Origin of the sequence: Leclercia sp. 1548 (assembly GCF_050435045.1) — a bacterium.
Classification (GTDB): domain Bacteria; phylum Pseudomonadota; class Gammaproteobacteria; order Enterobacterales; family Enterobacteriaceae; genus Enterobacter; species Enterobacter adecarboxylatus.
Genome location: NZ_JBNDJP010000001.1, coordinates 765,627 through 783,653 on the forward strand (window position 1 = coordinate 765,627; position 18,027 = coordinate 783,653).

Annotated in this window: 14 protein-coding genes; 4 read left to right on the forward strand and 10 right to left on the reverse strand. The window is 53.9% G+C overall.

Features of this window, described 5'->3' with window-relative positions; translation table 11 throughout:
• Positions 1-47: 47 nt before the first annotated feature.
• Together serC and ABIE02_RS03755 are read right to left on the reverse strand one after the other, a co-directional pair.
• On the reverse strand, positions 48-1,136 hold the full coding sequence (serC, locus tag ABIE02_RS03750) for a 3-phosphoserine/phosphohydroxythreonine transaminase (RefSeq protein WP_059308372.1): 1,089 nt from the start codon (positions 1,134-1,136) through the stop codon (positions 48-50).
• 162 nt (positions 1,137-1,298) lie between these two features.
• Positions 1,299-1,991: a DUF421 domain-containing protein gene (locus tag ABIE02_RS03755; RefSeq protein ID WP_059308373.1), complete on the reverse strand. Its 693-nt coding sequence runs from the start codon at positions 1,989-1,991 to the stop codon at positions 1,299-1,301.
• 138 nt (positions 1,992-2,129) lie between these two features.
• Here ABIE02_RS03755 and ycaO point away from each other — a divergent pair, with 138 nt between their 5' ends.
• From ycaO to pflA, 4 genes are all read left to right on the forward strand, one after another.
• Positions 2,130-3,890: a 30S ribosomal protein S12 methylthiotransferase accessory factor YcaO gene (ycaO, locus tag ABIE02_RS03760; protein WP_285125435.1), complete on the forward strand. Its 1,761-nt coding sequence runs from the start codon at positions 2,130-2,132 to the stop codon at positions 3,888-3,890.
• Between the two features lie 406 nt (positions 3,891-4,296).
• Positions 4,297-5,154, forward strand: a complete 858-nt coding sequence (gene focA / locus ABIE02_RS03765) for a formate transporter FocA (protein ID WP_032617351.1) — start codon at positions 4,297-4,299, stop codon at positions 5,152-5,154.
• A gap of 51 nt (positions 5,155-5,205) precedes the next feature.
• Positions 5,206-7,488 (forward strand): formate C-acetyltransferase, encoded by a 2,283-nt coding sequence (pflB, locus tag ABIE02_RS03770; RefSeq protein ID WP_032617350.1) that lies wholly within the window; start codon positions 5,206-5,208, stop codon positions 7,486-7,488.
• Between the two features lie 203 nt (positions 7,489-7,691).
• Positions 7,692-8,432: a pyruvate formate lyase 1-activating protein gene (gene pflA, locus ABIE02_RS03775; protein WP_285125434.1), complete on the forward strand. Its 741-nt coding sequence runs from the start codon at positions 7,692-7,694 to the stop codon at positions 8,430-8,432.
• A gap of 34 nt (positions 8,433-8,466) precedes the next feature.
• Here pflA and ABIE02_RS03780 read toward each other — a convergent pair whose 3' ends face one another.
• The 8 genes from ABIE02_RS03780 to lolA all read right to left on the reverse strand — a co-directional run bounded on the left by ABIE02_RS03780 (position 8,467) and on the right by lolA (position 18,018).
• Positions 8,467-8,973 (reverse strand): anti-virulence regulator CigR family protein, encoded by a 507-nt coding sequence (locus ABIE02_RS03780; RefSeq protein ID WP_117385687.1) that lies wholly within the window; start codon positions 8,971-8,973, stop codon positions 8,467-8,469.
• Between the two features lie 123 nt (positions 8,974-9,096).
• On the reverse strand, positions 9,097-10,245 hold the full coding sequence (locus ABIE02_RS03785) for an MFS transporter (RefSeq protein WP_032617345.1): 1,149 nt from the start codon (positions 10,243-10,245) through the stop codon (positions 9,097-9,099).
• 274 nt (positions 10,246-10,519) lie between these two features.
• Positions 10,520-11,383 (reverse strand): dimethyl sulfoxide reductase anchor subunit family protein, encoded by an 864-nt coding sequence (locus ABIE02_RS03790; RefSeq protein ID WP_285125433.1) that lies wholly within the window; start codon positions 11,381-11,383, stop codon positions 10,520-10,522.
• 1 nt (position 11,384) lies between these two features.
• Positions 11,385-12,002: a DMSO/selenate family reductase complex B subunit gene (locus ABIE02_RS03795; protein WP_059307999.1), complete on the reverse strand. Its 618-nt coding sequence runs from the start codon at positions 12,000-12,002 to the stop codon at positions 11,385-11,387.
• Between the two features lie 10 nt (positions 12,003-12,012).
• A complete protein-coding gene (dmsA, locus tag ABIE02_RS03800) occupies positions 12,013-14,457 on the reverse strand; it encodes a dimethylsulfoxide reductase subunit A (protein WP_151583843.1) in 2,445 nt (814 codons plus the stop codon).
• A gap of 206 nt (positions 14,458-14,663) precedes the next feature.
• Positions 14,664-15,956, reverse strand: a complete 1,293-nt coding sequence (gene serS, locus ABIE02_RS03805; protein ID WP_032617341.1) for a serine--tRNA ligase — start codon at positions 15,954-15,956, stop codon at positions 14,664-14,666.
• 94 nt (positions 15,957-16,050) lie between these two features.
• Positions 16,051-17,394, reverse strand: coding sequence for a replication-associated recombination protein RarA (gene rarA, locus ABIE02_RS03810; protein ID WP_032617340.1), 1,344 nt, complete (start codon positions 17,392-17,394; stop codon positions 16,051-16,053).
• A 9-nt stretch (positions 17,395-17,403) separates the two neighbouring features.
• Positions 17,404-18,018: an outer membrane lipoprotein chaperone LolA gene (lolA, locus tag ABIE02_RS03815; RefSeq protein ID WP_032617339.1), complete on the reverse strand. Its 615-nt coding sequence runs from the start codon at positions 18,016-18,018 to the stop codon at positions 17,404-17,406.
• Positions 18,019-18,027 lie beyond the last annotated feature (9 nt).

Here is an 18,027-nt window from a genome sequence, read left to right on the forward strand (position 1 = left end):
CATAATAAAAACCCCGCAGCCTGGCCGCGGGGTAAACAGGTACACTATTAACCGTGGCGACGTTCGAAGTCAGTCATGAAGTCGGTCAGGGCCTTAACGCCTTCGAGCGGCATGGCGTTATAAATAGAAGCACGCATCCCACCGACGACACGGTGGCCTTTCAGCGCGTGCAGGCCTGCGGCGAAGGACTCTTCCAGGAACAGTTTATCGAGATTGCTGTCGGCTAGCTGGAACGGGATATTCATGCGGGAACGGTTAGCTTTGGCGACGTCATTACGGTAGAAGTCGCTGCCGTCGATCACGCTATACAGCAGTTCAGATTTCTGCTGGTTAATCTTATCCATCTGCGCCACGCCGCCGTTGTTTCTCAGCCATTTAAAGACCAGGCCAGAGAGGTACCAGGCAAAAGTCGGCGGGGTGTTGAACATCGAGTCGTTATCGTTCAGCACGGTGTAATCCAGAATCGACGGGCAAGACTTGTGGGCTTTACCCAGTAAATCTTCACGCACGATCACCAGCGTCAGGCCTGCCGGGCCGATGTTTTTCTGTGCGCCGGCATAGATTACGCCGTAGCGGCTGATATCCAGCGGCGAAGAGAGAATGGTGGAGGAGAAGTCCGCTGTGACGACCACATTTTCGCCAAAGTTTGGCTCTTCGTGGATGGCGATGCCGTCGATGGTCTCATTCGGGCAGTAGTGCAGGTAGGCTGCATCCTGGGAGAGCTGCCATTCGCTCATCGGCTTCACCGCACGTAAACCATCGACAGTAACTTTGGCATCGATCACGTTCGGGGAGCAGTATTTGTGCGCTTCTTTTACTGCGCTTGCCGCCCAGTAGCCAGCGTCGACATAATCCGCAGTGGTTTTGTCACCCAGCAGGTTCAGTGGAATGCCCGCAAACTGACCGCGCCCGCCGCCGTGGCAGAATAATACTTTGTAATTTGAGGGGATATTCAGCAGGAAACGAAAATCTGCTTCTGCCTCTTCTGCCACCTCAATAAACGCTTTACCACGGTGGCTGACTTCCATCACTGATGTGCCCAGACCGTTCCAGTCACACAGCTCCTGTTGAGCCTGTTTGAGCACTTCCGCCGGTAACATTGCCGGACCTGAACTAAAATTAAAGACCTGAGCCATTTCCCCTCACCACGCTAAAAGCCATAAGTTATAACTGTGGATATCGGTTTTATCATTCAGTGACACGCGCCGCAATGTCTAAAACTTATGACCCTGGAAATGTGCCCGCCGTCACACAATAGATTCTGCCAGCGGGCTGTCACAAAACCGACAAAATCGCTGTCAGGTGATGCGTTTGGCCCGGCTAACCTTCGTCCATTCTGGATTCGTGCAGCGTGGGCATAATTGATGCGCCCCGGCCTGTAGAGTCTGAACATGACCACAACGCCGGCAGGCATAATCGCCGACTTCCGGTATCGTCATAAAACGTTCCACAAATTCATCCGGCAAGATGCACAGCCCGGGCTTAACCTGGTCATCGTCGTAGAAGTAAACGCTTATCTGCCCATTGGTCTCCATAATGGCAAGTTTAACCTGCCCTAGCTGCTCGACGCTGCTGGCCCGCAGTTCCATAAAGAATTCAAACTCGGTCATGTTGGCGCGCTGTACTTTTTCCCAGGCCAGCTTGCCATCTTCGACAATGGCGACCGGTTTTCCCTCCAGCAGATCTTCCAGCTTTTCACTTTTCGACATCAGCCACATTACCAGCCGGTAGAGCAACGCCAGGGTGACAAAAACAATGAAGACGGGAATCATCGGCACATCGTCATAAAACGCCACGTCACCTGCTGCCGATCCCAGTGTCAGAATGATTAACACTTCGAAGAGCGACATCTGACGCACGCCGCGCCGCCCGGTAATTTTGAGGAACAGGAAAACCAGTACAAAGGTATAAAGACTTCGCAGCGCAACCTCGCCTAAAAACTCAACGGGGACTTTATCAAAGGCCATTCGTTGAAGATCGAATGCTTTCATTTTTATATTCCTTTACAGTAAGTTACTCCATGTAAGCATAGCCCAGCCTTTTATTTTCGCCGAAACCGCCGGGAAGATAGCGCCTGCCATGCAAAACCCGTATCATTGCGCGCTTTCCGTACGATATAAGTGATCGCCATGACTCAAACGTTTATCCCCGGCAAAGACGCCGCCCTGGAAGATTCCATCGCTCGCTTCCAGCAAAAACTGACCGACCTGGGCTTTAATATCGAAGAAGCCTCCTGGCTCAACCCGGTCCCTCATGTCTGGTCTGTGCATATTCGCGATAAAGAGTGCGCGTTGTGCTTTACCAACGGCAAAGGTGCCACTAAAAAAGCAGCACTGGCCTCTGCACTGGGTGAGTATTTTGAGCGTCTGTCCACCAACTATTTCTTTGCCGATTTCTGGCTGGGCGATACCGTGGCGAATGGCCCGTTTGTTCACTACCCAAATGAAAAATGGTTCCCGCTGACCGAAGACGACGAACTGCCAGAAGGGATCCTCGACGATCGCCTGCGCGCGTTTTACGATCTGGAAAATCAGCTGACCGCCAGCATGCTGATCGATCTGCAGTCAGGTAACGAAGATCGCGGTATCTGCGCCCTGCCGTTTACCCGTCAGTCTGATGAACAAACCGTCTATATCCCGATGAACATCGTCGGCAACCTGTATGTCTCAAACGGCATGTCCGCCGGTAACACCCGCAACGAAGCGCGCGTTCAGGGCTTGTCCGAGGTGTTTGAGCGTCATATTAAAAACCGCATTATCGCAGAATCCATCAGCCTGCCGGAGATCCCGGCTGACGTGCTGGCCCGCTATCCGGGCGTGGTGGAGTCCATTGCCAAACTGGAAGCCGAAGGTTTCCCAATCTTTGCCTATGACGGCTCTCTGGGCGGTAAGTACCCGGTGATCTGCGTCGTGCTGTTCAACCCGGCGAACGGCACCTGCTTCGCCTCCTTCGGTGCACACCCGGACTTCGGCGTGGCGCTGGAGCGTACCGTCACCGAGCTGCTGCAGGGCCGTAGCCTGAAAGATCTGGACGTGTTTACCCCGCCGACCTTCGATGATGAGGAAGTGGCTGAGCACGCCAACCTGGAAACTCACTTCATCGACTCCAGCGGCTCGATCTCCTGGGATATGTTCAAGCAGGACGCGGATTATCCATTTGTTGACTGGAGCTTTGCTGGCACCACGGAAGAAGAGTTCGCTACCCTGATGGCGATCTTCACTGCCGAAAACCAGGAAGTGTACATCGCGGATTACGAGCACCTGGGCGTGTACGCCTGCCGTATTCTGGTTCCGGGCATGTCCGATATCTATCCGGTTGAAGACCTGTGGCTGGCGAACAACAGCATGGGCGCGCACCTGCGCGAAACCCTGCTGGCCCTGCCGGAGAGCGCGTGGGAGAAAGAGGACTATCTGAACCTTATTACCCAACTGGACGACGAAGGCCACGACGACTTTACCCGCGTGCGCGAGCTGCTGGGCCTGGCAACAGGCAAAGATAACGGCTGGTACACCCTGCGTATCGGTGAGCTGAAGGCGATGCTGGCGCTGGCAGGCGGCGATCTTGAGCAGGCGCTGATCTGGACCGAGTGGACCATTGAGTTCAACGCCTCGGTCTTCAGCGCAGAACGCGCGAACTACTATCGTTGTCTGCAGACGCTGCTGTTGCTGGCGCAGGAAGAAGATCGTGAGCCGCTGCAGTACCTGAACGCCTTTACCCGCATGTACGGTGCCGACGCGGTAGAGAATGCCAGTGCAGCCCTGAGCGGCGAAGCGCCATTCTACGGCCTGCAGGCAGTGGATAGTGATCTGAAAGCCTTCCCTGCTCACCAGTCGTTGCTGAAGGCCTATGAGAAATTGCAGAAGGCCAAAAGCGTTTACTGGGCTAAATAACGTTACATAGCATTACAAACAGTAGGCGTATACAATCACCTACGTTATATTACGGGGCAATTTTATTGCCCCGTTTTTTTATTTCTGCGGCAAGAAATTTTAATTGTAATAATAAGGTTAAATAATGGTAGCTATGATATTGGCGACCTACCGGTTATTGTTACTTTTTATATTAAATACTCCATTATAATTAACTGCCCGGGAGAAGGTATTAAGAAAACAATCAAATCATTTTATAACTTTTAAAATATATTTTTATAAGGATAATCAAACACTTACACCGCATTCGCTGGAAAACCACGCACTTTGCGGGCCTATAAGCCAGGCGAGATATGATCTACATCAATTTCTCTTCTATAATGCTTTGTTAGTATCTCGTCGCCGACTTAATAAAGAGAGAGTTAGTGTGAAAGCTGACAACCCTTTTGATCTTTTACTCCCAGCCGCAATGGCAAAAGTTGCCGAAGAAGCGGGTGTCTATAAAGCAACGAAACAACCGATGACGACGTTCTTCCTGGCCATCACTGCCGGGGTGTTCATCTCCATTGCCTTTGTTTTCTATATCACCGCCACCACCGGTACTGCCGGGATGCCTTTCGGTATCGCTAAGCTTATCGGCGGCATCTGTTTCTCACTGGGTCTGATCCTTTGCGTAATTTGCGGCGCTGACCTCTTTACCTCAACGGTCCTTATCGTCGTCGCGAAAGCCAGCGGTAAGATAACCTGGGGTCAGCTGGCTAAAAACTGGCTCAACGTTTACGTTGGAAACCTGGTTGGCTGCCTGCTGTTTGTCCTGTTGATGTGGTTGTCAGGTGAATATATGACCGCCAACGGCGCATGGGGGCTTAACGTCCTGCAAACCGCCGACCACAAAGTACACCACACATTTATTGAAGCCGTTGCGCTTGGCATCCTCGCCAACCTGATGGTCTGCCTGGCCGTCTGGATGAGCTACTCAGGGCGCAGCCTGATGGACAAAGCCATGATCATGGTTCTGCCTGTCGCCATGTTCGTTGCCAGCGGCTTTGAACACAGTATTGCAAACATGTTTATGATCCCTCTGGGTATTGTAATCCGTGATTTTGCCAGCCCGGAGTTCTGGACCGCAGTCGGTTCCAGCCCGGAAAGTTTCTCTCACCTGACCGTTATGAACTTCATTACTGATAACCTGATCCCAGTCACAATCGGGAACATTATTGGCGGTGGTCTGCTGGTTGGGTTGACATACTGGGTCATTTACCTGCGTGGCGATAACCATCATTAATGGTTTTCTCAGGCAGTAAATAAAAAATCCACTTAAGAAGGTAGGTGTTACATGTCCGAACTTAATGAAAAGTTAGCCGCAGCATGGGAAGGTTTTGCCAAAGGTGATTGGCAGAATGAAGTCAACGTTCGTGACTTCATCCAGAAAAACTACACCCCATATGAAGGTGACGAATCCTTCCTGGCCGGTGCTACCGACGCAACCACTGCCCTGTGGGACAGCGTTATGGAAGGCGTTAAGCAGGAAAACCGCACTCACGCGCCTGTTGATTTCGACACCTCCATCGCGTCCACCATTACTTCTCACGACGCGGGTTATATCAACAAGTCCCTCGAGAAGATTGTTGGTCTGCAAACTGAAGCACCACTGAAACGTGCGATTATCCCGTTCGGTGGTATCAAAATGGTAGAAGGTTCCTGCAAAGCGTACGATCGCGAGCTGGACCCAATGCTGAAGAAAATCTTCACTGAATACCGCAAAACCCACAACCAGGGCGTGTTTGACGTTTACACCAAAGACATCCTGAACTGCCGTAAATCAGGCGTCCTGACCGGTCTGCCAGATGCATATGGCCGTGGTCGTATCATCGGTGACTACCGTCGCGTTGCGCTGTACGGTATCGACTTCCTGCTGAAAGACAAATACGCACAGTTCCTGTCTCTGCAGTCCGATCTGGAAAATGGCGTTAACCTGGAAGCGACTATCCGTCTGCGTGAAGAGATCTCCGAACAGCATCGTGCGCTGGGTCAGATCAAAGAGATGGCAGCGAAATACGGTTGCGATATCTCCGGTCCTGCGACCAACGCTCAGGAAGCTATCCAGTGGACTTACTTCGGTTACCTGGCAGCGGTTAAATCTCAGAACGGCGCAGCAATGTCCTTCGGTCGTGTATCCACCTTCCTGGATGCCTACATCGAACGTGACCTGAAAGCAGGCAAAATCACCGAACAAGACGCACAGGAAATGATTGACCACCTGGTCATGAAACTGCGTATGGTTCGCTTCCTGCGTACCCCTGAGTATGATGAGCTGTTCTCCGGTGACCCAATCTGGGCAACTGAATCTATCGGCGGTATGGGCGTAGATGGCCGTACTCTGGTGACTAAAAACAGCTTCCGCTTCCTGAACACCCTGTACACCATGGGGCCATCACCGGAGCCGAACATTACCGTTCTGTGGTCTGAAAAACTGCCACTGAACTTCAAAAAATATGCCGCTAAAGTATCCATCGACACCTCTTCTCTGCAGTACGAGAACGATGACCTGATGCGTCCAGACTTCAACAACGATGACTACGCGATTGCATGCTGCGTAAGCCCAATGGTTGTTGGTAAGCAAATGCAGTTCTTCGGTGCGCGTGCTAACCTCGCGAAAACCATGCTGTATGCAATCAACGGCGGCGTTGATGAAAAACTGAAAATGCAGGTTGGTCCTAAGTCTGAGCCGATCAAAGGCGACGTCCTGAACTTCGACGAAGTGATGGATCGTATGGATCACTTCATGGACTGGCTGGCTAAACAGTACGTCACTGCGCTGAACATCATCCACTACATGCACGATAAGTACAGCTACGAAGCCTCTCTGATGGCGCTGCACGACCGTGACGTTGTTCGCACCATGGCATGTGGTATCGCAGGTCTGTCCGTTGCGGCTGACTCCCTGTCTGCTATCAAATATGCGAAAGTTAAACCAATTCGTGACGAAGACGGCCTGGCTGTAGACTTCGAAATCGAAGGCGAATACCCGCAGTTTGGTAACAACGACGCTCGCGTTGATGACATGGCGGTTGACCTGGTTGAACGTTTCATGAAGAAAATTCAGAAACTGACCACCTACCGTAACGCTATCCCGACTCAGTCTGTTCTGACCATCACCTCTAACGTGGTTTATGGTAAGAAAACCGGTAACACCCCAGACGGTCGTCGTGCTGGCGCGCCATTCGGACCAGGTGCTAACCCAATGCACGGTCGTGACCAGAAAGGTGCTGTTGCCTCTCTGACCTCCGTTGCTAAACTGCCGTTTGCTTACGCGAAAGATGGTATCTCTTACACCTTCTCTATCGTGCCAAATGCGCTGGGTAAAGACGACGAAGTGCGTAAAACCAACCTCGCGGGTCTGATGGATGGTTACTTCCATCACGAAGCGTCCATCGAAGGTGGTCAACACCTGAACGTGAACGTCATGAACCGTGAAATGCTGCTTGATGCGATGGAACACCCTGAGAAATATCCTCAGCTGACCATCCGTGTTTCTGGTTACGCGGTGCGTTTCAACTCGCTGACTAAAGAACAGCAGAAAGACGTGATTACCCGTACTTTCACTCAGTCCATGTAAGTGGATTTGACTGAAATGGCGCCGTAAAAAGCGTACAATAAAGGCTCCACACAAGTGGGGCCTTTTTAACACCTCCCCTACCTTAGTCTCTTTTGCCCGCTATCTATAATGAATGGATAACAGCCAAAACAGACTCGACACAGCCGATTGAGTTGTGCATATACACAGGCCCCGGACGGGCCGAATCTGGAGATATCACCGCAATGTCAACTATTGGTCGCATTCACTCCTTTGAGTCCTGTGGCACCGTCGATGGCCCGGGCATCCGCTTTATCACTTTCTTCCAGGGCTGCCTGATGCGCTGCCTGTACTGCCATAACCGCGACACCTGGGATACTCACGGTGGCAAAGAAGTTACTGTCGAAGAATTAATGAAAGAGGTAGTGACCTACCGCCACTTTATGAACGCCTCTGGTGGCGGTGTGACGGCTTCCGGCGGGGAAGCGATTCTGCAGGCCGAATTCGTTCGTGACTGGTTCCGCGCCTGCCATAAAGAGAGCATTCATACCTGCCTGGATACCAATGGCTTTGTCCGTCGCTACGATCCGGTGATTGATGAGCTGCTGGAAGTGACCGATCTGGTGATGCTGGACCTCAAGCAGATGAACGATGAGATCCATCAAAATCTGGTCGGCGTCTCTAACCACCGCACCCTCGAGTTTGCGAAATATATCTCTGCTAAAGGCATCAAAACCTGGATCCGTTACGTTGTGGTGCCGGGATGGTCAGATGACGACGACTCTGCACACCGCCTGGGTGAGTTCACACGCGATATAGGCAACGTTGAGAAAATTGAATTGCTGCCGTATCACGAGCTGGGCAAACATAAATGGGTGGCGATGGGCGAAGAGTACAAACTGGATGGCGTTAAGCCGCCGAAAAAAGAGACCATGGAACGCGTAAAAGGCATTCTGGAGCAGTACGGTCACAAGGTCATGTATTAACAAAACGCCCGGCTTTCACCGGGCGTTTTATTTATTAGTCAAAGACACCATTAATAATGGTGGTCACTATCGCCGTACTCAGCGCAATTAAGACCAGATCCTTTCCGACCACCCGCCATTCATACCCAGGATAAGAAGGTAATTGACCTAGCATTGATGCCGGAACGGCCTTTTTCGCGATGCCCGAAGGCAGCGGTTTACCGCGCGCGAGGTTTTTTGCAATCCCCGGAGGCAGTGAGTCATAACCCGTTAAGCCGTAATTCAACGCCAGATGCCGGGCGTGATCGTAACTGACGCGAGCATCGACATCGTCTTTTACGTTTTTATTCGATTTGCCTGAATTCTGGTGACCGTTATCTTGTTTATGGCCCTGATTACCGGCATTCCCCTTACCGGAATTGCCGTTACCATGATTGCCGCTATTACCTTGTCCGTTGCCGTGACCATTTCCGTTTCCTGGATTAGCCATAGCGGGTGCAATTGCGAAGGTTAAAGACAATACTACTGCCAGCGCTGTAGTGGTAAAACGACGAGTAGACATGATCGCTGCCTTTTAGTGATAGAACGCTTCTGAATTATCGTCTGACACAATAAACAAACAATGCGTAAAACTCTTATATGTGACAGAAACAAAAAAGCCTGTCGGCGACAGGCTTTTATTTACTCAGGCATGCGCCACCGGCGTTGGATGTTCACCCACTTTACGCAGCAGCATTAACAGATAAATAAATGACACGCTGGCAATCATGATAAACAGCAGATTGTCAGAATAGTTCTGCATCAGCATGGCGGTGAAGGTGGGTCCCAGCAAACTGCCGATGGTATAGCTCAGCAACAGCGCCTGGTTCATGGCCACCAGCTGATGATGCTCCACTTTCTCACAGGCCCAGGCCATCGCCACCGGATAGAGGGTAAAGCCCGCAGCACCGAGGATAAACAGTGCCGGCGCCATCGCGGCATTACTGAGCATGGCGAGACAACCCATGATCACCACAAAGACCTGAACGCGCAACACCAGCAGACGGCCAAAGCGGTCGGCAAGGCGACCAATCGGCCACTGCCCGACAATCCCGGCGCTGACCATCACCGCCATCCAGAAACCGATCCCGGAATCACTGACTCCCTGGTGGTTCAGATAGAGCGGCATGAGTCCATACAGCGAACCCAGTACAATCCCGGAGATAATGCAGCCATTTACTCCCAGACGCGCCTGACGCAATCTCAGCATCGGCCAGATGTGAGTTGCCTCCTGATGCTCGCTGCTCTGGTTCACAATACGCGTAAAGAGCAGCGGCAGAATGGCGGCCAGCACCATGCCGGTCACCCATGGCAGCACGCTCATCAGGTCAGTTGGCAGTTTGCTGACCATCAGTTGACCCAACACGGTTCCGATGTAATAGACCATCATATAGGCTGCCAGCAGACGCCCACGGTTGCGGGAGGTGCCACTGCACATCAGGGCACTCTCCACTACCACCCAGATCATGGCGCAGCCAACGCCCGCAATAAAGCGCCAGGCCATCCAGCTCCAGAATCCGACCATCAGCCCTAACCCGGCACAGCCAGCGGCAAAAATAAGCGATGCCAGATAATAGCTGCGGTTAAAACCAAAACGTTTAATCAGGCTTCCTGTCATCAGGGTGCCCAGCAGATTACCGGTAAAAAAGGACGAGCTGACCATACCCACCTGCCAGGTCGGTAAGTGTTCATGGGCGAGCCACAGCGGGACGAGCGTATTTAACACCGCGATCGCCAGGGTCAGCAAAAGGAGGCCACAGAGCAACAGGAGCACTGGCCGGGTATAGGTCGACATGGATTAAAAACCGTGAGGAAGTTCAGATTTCGTGCGCATCATGCCACTGGCAAAAACAAAGTCAATCCACCCGAAAGGGGCGCACGCACAATATGTACCTTGTCGATTGAAAAAACTCATCCTGCTAATGCAAAGTCAGCTATCGATATTAATTATGTATTTGTTTTTGTTTATTTAGATTAAAAATGAAAGCCAGGCGACAGTTGAAAAATTTCATGATTGAAAAAAGAAAAGCCGGGCACTAAGTCCCGGCTTTATATAACAATAATCAGCGTTAACTGGCGATAGCCATGCCAACGGTCATATGCAGACCGTAAAATACCCCGCGGCCAATCAATTCTCCTGCCAACACCAGCAAAAATGCCAACGACAATAACGGGAGCGCAGGCTGATAGCCTTTCAGCTGAGGCACAATCCAGCACACCAGCGCCACTGCCAGCAGCGCCACCCGCCAAGCCATCAGCGAACCATACTCGGGCACCAGAGTTGAGGCCTGCTGAATGGAGCTGTGGATCGTCGCCAGTTCCGCGCCCTGGAGCAGCGCAACGATCGTACTGACCGCCAGCGCCAACAGCGACACGGCAGGCAGTAAACGCATGGCCCAGCCATCGACGCCTGCTACGCGCAGGAGCAGGAAGCCGAGCAGCGGGCCCCCGATAAACAGGGTCAGGAAGAAGCTCATTGGCGTCCAGACGCTGTACCAGGTGGGGACCGTGTCGATGGTGTTATAGACCCGCACCATCATCCAGACAAACACGACACCCAGCACCATGGTCACGATCAGCCAAAGATTGCGTAATCCTGTCGGCAGTTTTTTCAACGCCGCCAGCAGCCAGCCCAGCCCACCGACAGCAAAGAAGAGCGCCCCGCTGGCGATTTCGTTGCTGAGCGAAGAGGCGCCCACACGATTCAGGGAATTGAATGCGCGCATTGGCGACCCGAGGTGCAGCGTGGAGGCGATAAACCCGATCCCCATCAGCACCCACAGACCAAACATGCTCATTACCAGCCGGTGCTGTTGCTCCCTGTTCAGATTGCCGTTTAACAACGCCACGGCGAGCACGATAAACCCGCCCGCCACACACTGTCCGAAGACCGTAAAAATCATCAACGGCCATTCATGCCATCCGTTTCCCATCTCACACCTCCTGCGGATTAGCCAGATAGCCGGTGGTATCACCCGTGGGTCGGCTGTTGGCATTGGGTTTAATGACGATAGACGGCTTCGTGAAGTGCGCCGACGGCAGCGGCGCGACAGCGGCCAGTTTGCCGTGCTTCTTGCGCAGCTCTTCAATCGGGCCGAAGTCCAGCGCCCGCAGCGGGCAGGACTCGACACAAATCGGCTTCTGGCCCTCCGCCACCCGCTCATGGCAGCCGTCGCACTTGGTCATATGGCCTTTGGCAGCGTTGTACTGCGGGGCACCGTACGGGCAGGCCATGTGGCAGTAGCGGCAGCCGATGCAGACATCCTCATCCACCACCACAAAGCCGTCTTCGCGCTTGTGCATCGCCCCGCTCGGGCAGACTTTGGTGCAGGCCGGGTCCTCGCAGTGGTTGCAGGAGATGGACAGATAGTAGGCAAACACGTTCTGGTGCCAGACGCCGTTGTCCTCCTGCCAGTCGCCGCCCGCGTACTCGTAGATGCGGCGGAAGCTGACATCCGGGGTGAGGTCCTTGTAATCCTTGCACGCCAGCTCGCAGGTTTTGCACCCGGTGCAGCGGCTGGAATCAATAAAAAATCCATACTGAGTGGTCATCGGCTACTCCTTACGCCTTTTCAACCTGAACCAGGTTACTGTGGGACGGGTTGCCTTTCGCCAGCGGCGACGGGCGTTGGGTGGTCAGCACGTTAATGCAGCCCGCCTGATCGACACGGTTCGCATCCGGGTTGTACCAGGCCCCCTCGCCTAACGCCACCACGCCCGGCAGAATGCGCGGCGTGACTTTGGCTTCGATATGCACTTCACCGCGGCTGTTGAAAATACGGATACGATCCCCGTTGGCGATGCCACGTTTCTGTGCATCAACCGGGTTGATCCACATCTCCTGGCGGCAGGCAGCCTTCAGCACGTCCACGTTGCCGTAGGTCGAGTGAGTACGCGCCTTATAGTGGAAACCTGTCAGCTGAAGCGGATAGTCTTTGCTTTGCGGATCATCGTAGTTCTCAAAGCCCGGGCTGTAGACCGGAAGCGGATCGATGACGTCCCCTTTTTCCAGCTCCCACGTCGCTGCAATTTCCGCCAGCTGCGCCGAGTAAATTTCAATTTTGCCGGATGGCGTGGTCAACGGGTTAGCTACCGGATCTTCACGGAACGCTTTATAGGCCACGTGATGCCCTTCCGGATCGCGCTGTTTGAACATGCCCGCCTTGCGGAACTCGTCAAACGGCAGGAGATCAGGGATAGCCTTGCGTGACTGCTCGTAAAGATGACGCATCCAGCCTTCCTGGGTGCGGCCTTCGGTGAACGTTTCCTCAACGCCCATTCGCTTCGCGATCTGCGTCGTCATCTCATAGATGGTTTTGCATTCAAAGCGCGGCTTGATTGCCTGGTCGGCAAAAATCACGTACGACATATTGCCGCAGGAGGCATCCAGCGCGAAGTCCATCTGTTCTGAAGCAGTGCAATCCGGCAGCAGAATATCGGCGTACTTCGCCGAAGAGGTCATATGGCAATCCACCACCACTATCAGCTCGCACTTTTTGTCGTCCTGCAGGATTTCGTGGGTGCGGTTGATTTGTGAATGCTGGTTGATCAGACAGTTACCGGCGTAGTTCCAGATCATCTTGATCGGCACGTCCAGCTTGTCTTTGCCGCGCACGCCGTCGCGGGTGGCGGTCATTGCCGGACCGCGCTCAATGGCGTCGGTCCACATAAACATGGAAATGCTGGTCTTGACCGGATTCTCCAGGGTTGGCATGCGTTCGAAAGGCAGGGAGTAGGAGCCTTCGCGCGCGCCTGAGTTACCGCCGTGGATGCCCACATTGCCGGTCAGAATCGCCAGCATGGAGATAGCGCGGGACACCAGCTCACCGTTGGCGTGGCGCTGAGGCCCCCAGCCCTGCGAAATAAACGCCGGCTTAGCGCCCGCAATTTCACGCGCCAGTTTCACAATGCGTGCCTGCGGAATGCCGGTAATGGCAGATGCCCATTCAGGCGTCTTGGCAATGCCGTCGCTGCCCTGCCCCAGAATGTAGGCCTTGTAATGCCCGTTGGCTGGTGCGCCTTCTGGTAACGTTTTTTCGTCGTAGCCGACACAATATTTATCGAGGAAAGGCTGGTCGACGAGGTTTTCATTGATCATCACCCACGCCAGGGCGGAGATTAGCGCCGCATCGGTTCCCGGACGAATCGGGATCCATTCATCTTCGCGGCCCGCCCCGGTATCGGTGTAGCGCGGATCGATGATGATCATTTTGGCATTCGATTTTTCGCGCGCCTGCTCAACGTAATAGGTCACGCCGCCGCCGCTCATACGCGTTTCGCCCGGGTTGTTGCCGAACAGCACCACCAACTGGCTATTTTCGATATCGGACGGGCTATTGCCATCTGCCCAGCCGCCGTAGGTGTAGTTTAGCCCTGCCGCGATCTGCGCGGTAGAGTAGTCGCCATAGTGATTAAGATAGCCGCCACAGCAGTTCATCAGACGGGCGATGAGGGTTTTGCCCGGCGGCCAGGAGCGGGTCAGGGTTCCGCCGAGGGTACCGGTGCCGTAGTTAAGATAGATGGACTCGTTGCCGTAATCCTTTATCAGACGCTGCATATTACTGGCAATGGTGTCGAAGGCTTCGTCCCAACTGATGCGCTCGAATTTACCCTCCCCACGCTTACCTACCCGCTTCATTGGGTATTTCAGGCGATCCGGGTTATAAACACGGCGGCGCATGGAACGGCCTCGCAGGCAGGCGCGCACCTGGTGTAACCCGTCGTAGTTATCATCCCCGGTATTGTCAGTCTCGACGTATTTGATCTCACCGTCGACCACATGCATTCGCAACGGGCAGCGACTGCCGCAGTTCACCGTACATGCGCTCCAGACTACCTTTTCATCCGGCTTTTTGGCTGTTACGGATTCAGCCGCCGAGGCCAGGCGTGAAAAAGGCAAAGTAAATGCGCTACTGGCAACGGCCAGGCCGCCAATCGCGGTGGTTTTCATCAGCCCGCGACGGCTCACCTCAGCAGCCAGTAAGGCATCAGGCGTTTTTATTTTCATAGACTCTCACTTTGATTGCTCACAAAATTCCATGTGCAACAGCAACCGCTATATAGTTATTTATATAAGGAGTGATTGCGTTAGCAGCGGTTTATGCTAACCAACTGCCGGGAGAGTATTACCCCTTTAGAGGGAGTGGGTATTGCCTGATGTCAAAAGCGGGGCATAAAAAAAGCGCCCGCAGGCGCTTTTTTACATTTTGGCAATTAGCCGATGTACTGCTGGCCTTTCATGTAAGGGCGCAGAACTTCAGGAATTTCGATACGTCCGTCAGCCTGCTGGTAGTTTTCCAGCACCGCCACCAGGGTACGGCCCACCGCCAGGCCGGAGCCGTTCAGGGTGTGTACCAGACGGGTTTTCTTGTCGGACTTACTGCGGCAACGTGCCTGCATACGACGCGCCTGGAAATCACCAACGTTGGAACAGGAGGATATTTCACGATAGGTACCCTGCGCCGGAACCCACACTTCCAGATCGAAGGTTTTGCAGGCACCAAAGCCCATGTCACCGGTGCACAGCGCCATGCGGCGATACGGCAAACCCAGCAACTCCAGCACTTTTTCTGCGTGAGCGGTCATCTCTTCCAGCGCATCCATGGAGGTTTCTGGACGTACGATCTGCACCATCTCAACTTTGTCGAACTGGTGCATACGGATCAGACCACGGGTATCACGACCATAAGAACCTGCTTCAGAACGGAAGCACGGAGAGTGTGCAGTCAGTTTGATCGGCAGATCGTCTTCGTCGATGATCTCATCGCGCACAAGGTTGGTCAGCGGCACTTCTGCGGTTGGGATCAGCGCGTAGTTGCTGCTGTCTGCCTCTTCGTCCAGCGGACGGGTGTGGAACAGATCGCCGGCAAATTTCGGCAGTTGCCCGGTACCGTACAGCGTATCGTGGTTGACCAGATACGGGACGTAGGTTTCGCTGTAGCCATGTTGCTCAGTGTGCAGATCCAGCATGAACTGCGCCAGCGCGCGGTGCAGATGGGCAATTTGGCCCTTCATGACCACAAAACGGGAACCGGTCAGCTTAACGGCCGCGGCAAAATCCAGCCCCGCGTGCATTTCGCCCAGCGTAACGTGATCGCGAACTTCGAAATCGAATTCGCGTGGGGTGCCCCAGCGTTTCACTTCGACGTTGTCATTTTCGTCTTTGCCGACAGGTACGCTGTCGTCAGGGGTATTCGGGATTGCCAGGGCAATATCACGAATCTCAGCCTGAAGAACGTCCAGTTCGGCTTTCGCCTGATCCAGTTCTTCACCGAGTTTGTTCACTTCCAGGCGTAATGGCTCAATGTCTTCCCCGCGCGCTTTCGCCTGGCCGATGGATTTCGATCGAGAGTTACGCTCTGCCTGCAAGTTTTCAGTTTGAACCTGCAGAACTTTACGACGCTCTTCAAGAGCGCGCAGCTTATCTACATCCAGTTTAAAGCCCCGGCGTGCCAGTTTTTCAGCGACTGCGTCTGGCTCGTTACGCAGCAGATTGGGATCGAGCATGCTTATCCTGTGCTTATCGAATTAAAAAATAGGAGGAAATGACCGCAGCCTGCGGTCACTGAAGTTTCCCGTCAACCTTACCGCAACGATCGTTCTAACGGTAGCGTTTTATAGGGCTATTTTGATCCTGTCCGGCAAGCCAGGTGAGCTTTTCGCCAATCTTGCCCTCAAGACCTCTGTTTGTCGGGCGATAATAGCGTGTTTGTGCCATCTCCTGCGGGAAATACTCTTCCCCGGCAGCGTATGCGTTCGGCTCATCGTGGGCGTAACGATAGGCCTGACCGTAGCCCATCTCTTTCATCAGTTTGGTCGGGGCATTACGCAGGTGGACAGGGACATCGTAGTCAGGGCGCTCACGTGCATCAGACATCGCGGCTTTGAACGCGGTATACACGGCATTGCTTTTCGGGGCACAGGCCAGATAGACAATCGCCTGGGCAATGGCGCGTTCGCCTTCAGCAGGCCCGACGCGGGTGAAGCAGTCCCAGGCTGAGAGTGCCACCTGCATGGCGCGTGGATCGGCGTTACCGACATCTTCCGAAGCAATCGCCAGGCAGCGACGGGCAACGTACAACGGATCGCCCCCCGCAGTGATAATGCGCGCATACCAGTAGAGCGCAGCATCGGGTGCACTGCCGCGCACCGATTTATGCAGCGCCGAGATCAGATCGTAAAAACGGTCGCCTTTGTTATCAAAGCGCGCGCTGCGTTCCCCGGCGATTTCGGTCAGCAGAGCCGGAAGCAGCACCCGCTTGCCGCTGTCGTCGGCTTCGGTCATATCGGCCATCATTTCCAGGGTATTCAACGCCCGACGCGCATCGCCATTGACCAGCTCGGCAATCGCATGACGGGTATCGTCTGGCAGTACGATATCCTGCCCGCCGTAGCCCCGGTCCTTGTCTTCCATCGCCTGCGTCAGCACCTGCTCAATATCTTCGGTGGTTAACGATTTCAGCAGATAGACGCGAGCACGGGACAGCAGTGCGGAATTGAGTTCAAACGAAGGGTTTTCCGTGGTCGCACCGATAAACGTGATGGTGCCGTCTTCGATATGCGGCAGGAAGGCGTCCTGCTGACTCTTGTTGAAGCGGTGAACTTCATCGACAAACAGGATCGTGCGGCGACCGGCATTACGGCTCTGCCGTGCACGCTCAATGGCTTCGCGGATCTCTTTCACCCCTGAGGTGACGGCCGAAATACGCTCGACGTCGGCGTCGGCGTAACGGGCAATGACCTCTGCCAGCGTTGTTTTACCCGTACCCGGTGGCCCCCAGAGGATCATCGAGTGCAGATGCCCGGCCTCAATGGCGCGCGGCAGGGGTTTGCCCGCAGCCAGCAGATGCTGCTGGCCGATATACTGCGCTAAATTTTCTGGCCGCATACGGGCGGCCAGAGGTTGAAACGCATTATCTGAAAAATCGAGCGACAGGTTGCTCACGCACGCCTCTTACTTATTACGTTGGTCATCCACCGTCACGCCCTTCGGCGGGGTAAAGGTGAATTTAGATGCATCAACCGCCCCGTTCTGCTGGGATTTCAGCTGATAGCTGCTGCGCTGATCGTCCTGCTCAACGGCGCTGAACTGATTGATGGTGCCATTATTGCTGACGTTAATGGTGAACTGCTTCAGGTTGCCGTTACTGCCTTTCGGCGTCAGCACAAACTCATCACCGTTCTGTTTAATGTTGTACTGCTGCCAGTCGCTGGTCTGGTTACGGGCGATCAGCATAAACGGCGTATTGCTGGTGGCATCTTTCAGCCAGGTGGCCGTGGCCTGCTCAACAAACGGGTTGAAGAACCACAGGGTCTTGCCGTCGGAAACCAGGATGCTCTCATCCGGCTGCGTCATGTGCCAGTTGAACAGATTGGGACGTTTCACCCACAGGTCACCCTGACCTTCCTGCACTGCATTGCCGCTGCCGTCAGTCACTTTCTGGGTGAAACTGGCGTGGAAGCTGCTGACTTTGTCCAGGCGGCTTTTCAGGTCGCTGGCGGCATCTGCCCAGACGCTGCTGGCCACAAAACTGGTCAATAATGCACAGGTGATTGCAATTTTTTTCATTGGTCGTCC